Source organism: Armatimonadota bacterium, from assembly GCA_020354555.1.
In the GTDB taxonomy this organism is placed as follows: domain Bacteria; phylum Armatimonadota; class Hebobacteria.
On sequence record CP070648.1, the window covers coordinates 1,135,417 to 1,138,733 of the forward strand.

At 64.3% G+C, this 3,317-nt stretch carries 3 protein-coding genes; all 3 read right to left on the reverse strand.

Annotation, left to right across the window (positions count from 1 at the left end):
- The coding region (locus tag JSV65_04655) for a Gfo/Idh/MocA family oxidoreductase (protein UCH35645.1) at positions 1–279 on the reverse strand (279 nt) is incomplete at its 3' end.
- Between the two features lie 149 nt (positions 280–428).
- Entirely contained in the window at positions 429–2,375 is a 1,947-nt protein-coding gene (locus JSV65_04660) for a hypothetical protein (protein UCH35646.1), read from the reverse strand.
- A 143-nt stretch (positions 2,376–2,518) separates the two neighbouring features.
- Positions 2,519–3,317: hypothetical protein (locus JSV65_04665; GenBank protein UCH35647.1), on the reverse strand; the 799-nt coding region annotated here is incomplete at its 5' end.

The window sequence follows — 3,317 nt, forward strand, 5'->3', positions numbered from 1 at the left end:
CACGTTGAGCTTGCGCGCCAGGCAGTCAATGACGAGATCGAACAAGTGGTGGGGCGGCATGATGATGTAGACCGCATCGGGGCCGGTCTTCTCAATCATCTCGTTGTAGTCGCGAAACCGTCCCTCGATGCCGTACTTGTCGGCGGTGGTGCGCAGGCGCTCCTCGTCGAGGTCGCAGATGCCGACCATCTCGACGTCCGGCATCTCGGCCAGGGACGGGTAATGCGCCCAATTCGCCATGCCTCCGGCGCCGATGAAGGCGACCTTCACTTTCTTCATCCCTCTCTCCTTTGCAGCCCGCAGGGCCGGCGACTAGGCGCCGTGCCCTTGGGATCGAGTTTCCTCATTCCGGGTTGACGCGCATGCCGTCACTGGGCTCTATTCACCGCCGCGGTCGGATCACATCCCACAGAAACGCGCACCTGCCCCTACCACCACGGGAATGGCGGTGCGGGGGACTTTGTGATGAAGCTGAACACGCTCCACACCACCGACGAGCTGAACTCCCCGAGCACGAGGCCGAGGAAGAACGGGCGCGCCTGGGCGTAAAGTCGCATGCCTCCCCAGCGCAGAATGAGCCCCTTCGCACACCACGCGATCAAGCAGGGGAACCAGAACACGATCATCGTCCACGACGCGCTGACGGCGTAACCGAGAGGATGGAACGGCCACCACACAAAGCTCGAGCGCATGAAGGCGAGGAAAGCGGTAAACACGACGCCGACGATGAAGAACGTCGGGGCGAGCCAGTTGTAATGATCGACGCCGCGCATCGCGGCGGCGTTCTGCTGAAAGCCCCAAATGCTGTTGGCGGAGTAGACGTAGGAATACAGGGTAACGCCGCCGCGCTGGTAGGGTATCCACAGGTGAAGCGCGCCGGCGGCAAGGATCGCGGCGGGGATGGCGATGACGAAGGCCCACAGCAGCGACCGCCGCGGCAGTCGCACGCCGTCGCCCATGCGCAATCCGTCGAGGAAGCCGGTCAGCAAGAGCCCGCGCAGGTCACGCGCGAACACCGCATCCACGAGACACAGCACGGTCAGGTTGGCGGGCCCGAGCACCGTGCGCGAACTGACGAGCGCGACGACGTCCATCGGGCGAAACGACGTCTCGGTCATGAGCAACCCGCCCTCGGACACGCTGCGCGCCATGACCACCGCGACGATGAACAGGTACACGAACATCTGCAGCACGGCCATCCACAGCGTCATGCCGGCGAGCCGGCACCACGCCACAGACCCGATGAATGACAGGATCAGGCCGAAGAAGGCAAGCCGATACGGCATCATCTCCTTGCTGTCGTCCACGGTGGGGTCGTCGTAGATGGCCTTGCGCGCGACGGCGCGCAGGTGCGGCCAGCTCATACGGACGAGGTAGAACACGAGCACGAAGTACGCGCCCATGACCTGGTAGCCCTGGACGATGCGCGTCGGATAGAGAGACATCGGCTCCGGCTGGAGACCGAACAGCGAACCGACGAGATCCTGCACTCGCGTGAAGAGGAAGAAGAACCACAGACTGAAGACGAGGTCGGTCGGGAGCAGATAGCTGAAGCCCACGGCAGCGAACGAGAGAAGGGCAGGGGTCCAGCTGATGTCGCTCCACGGGCGCAGCGATGGCAGGAAGTCGTTGAGGGTGCGGGACAAAGACAGCTCCGGCACGGCGGGATAGATGATGTGCAGGCCGTTGATGGTGAAGACGGCGGCGGGGATGGCAAAGCCGATCCAGGTCAGCTTGTTGCGGATGAACGGGCCCGCGGTGTCCTCGCGCACCATCTCCAGCGGCAGCTGCACCAGGGCGAACGGCAGCCGCTCGTTGTCCACCCACTGCTTGCGCAGGATGGCGGCGAGGCAGAGGAAACCGCCGAAGGTGAAGAAGACGAGCACGCTCCAGGCGGCGATGGGCGTGAGCCAAACGCGCAATGGCAGCGCCTGGCCATCGCGCAGGCCCTCGTAGAAGGCCTGCACCGCAGGCTGCTTCTCGGGCCCAGTCGGATCGAAGGCCACGATCCACGGTTTGAGGTACGGGTAGTACAGCGCGCGCCACTCGTTCTCCGGCGTGGTGTAGTAGTTGACGGCGACCAAGGTGCCGAACCACTTGTCCATCAGCCCGCGCGAGCTGATCATGGCGGCGATTAGCATCATGGAGTAGACGATGACGATCTCGGCACTGTTGAGGCCCAAGCTGCGACAGACGCGGCGCACGACCAGGTTGCCGAGCACGAGGAAGGTGAAAAGGCCGATCAGGACCGGCGGGAATTGAAGGATCCCAATCTGGATATGCTGGATGACCAGCACCGCCCAGGCGACGATGGGGCAGACGACGCAGATGCCGGCCAGCCCCACCAGTATGGCTTTGAAGGAGATGCTTCGCAATTGGCTTCCGCGCGTGCGGCACAGGTGGCTGTCGGCCGGACAAATGTGGAACCTGGTGACGCGACGCGCGTTCGATAATTAGGCGGGCATCCGGCGGAAACCTGCTTTAGCGGCACTGAACGCGCTCGCCGGCACGGGAGAGATCAGAAGAGGAAGAAGCGATGACCGCGGACGCCGGTCATGCTGTCAACCAAGATCCACAGGCCGGCGACAACGAACTCGCCGAGGACGAGGCCGAGGAAGAACGGCCGCGCCTGGCGGAACAGCCGCATGCCGCCCCAGCGCAGGATAAGCCACTTCAGCAGCCAGCCGATGAGGATCGAGAACCAGAGCTGAATCATCGGCCAACTCGGGCCCATGGCGTAGCCGATGGGATGCAGCGGCCAACCCGCGAACCGCATGCGCAAGCCGATGAGCGCCCACATGACGAGCGCCCCTACTCCGGTCAGCTCCATGCCCGCCAAGCTCGGCTTGCGTGGGTCGGTGAGGTAGGAGCGCAGCACTTGAAACGGCTGCTGCGGCGACCAGATCGCGAACCACGGTTCCATTGTCACGGCGCCGTACCGGTACGCCATAATGATGAGCGCGACGTAGCTCACTACCGTCGCCACCACGACGCTCGCGGCAAGCGCGGGCAGCAGGCGCCGTTTCGACACCTGCGCCGCGTCGCACATGCGCCAGGTGTCCATGAAGTACGGCATGATGAAAGCGCGCACGTCGAACAGGCCGAGCGCGCGCTCGACGTATGCGAAAACGGTCAGGTTCCGCGCGCCGAGTGGCCGCGTGCCGACCGCGAGCGCCATGATGTCGGTCGGCCGAAACGGCGCCTGGATGAAGAGCAGCCCGCCCTCGGAGACGAACCGCGTGAGGACTATCGCAACGATGAGGAAGAGGCTGATGGACAGCAGGGCCAGTCCGAAGTTCAACCCTGCGGCGGCGAAC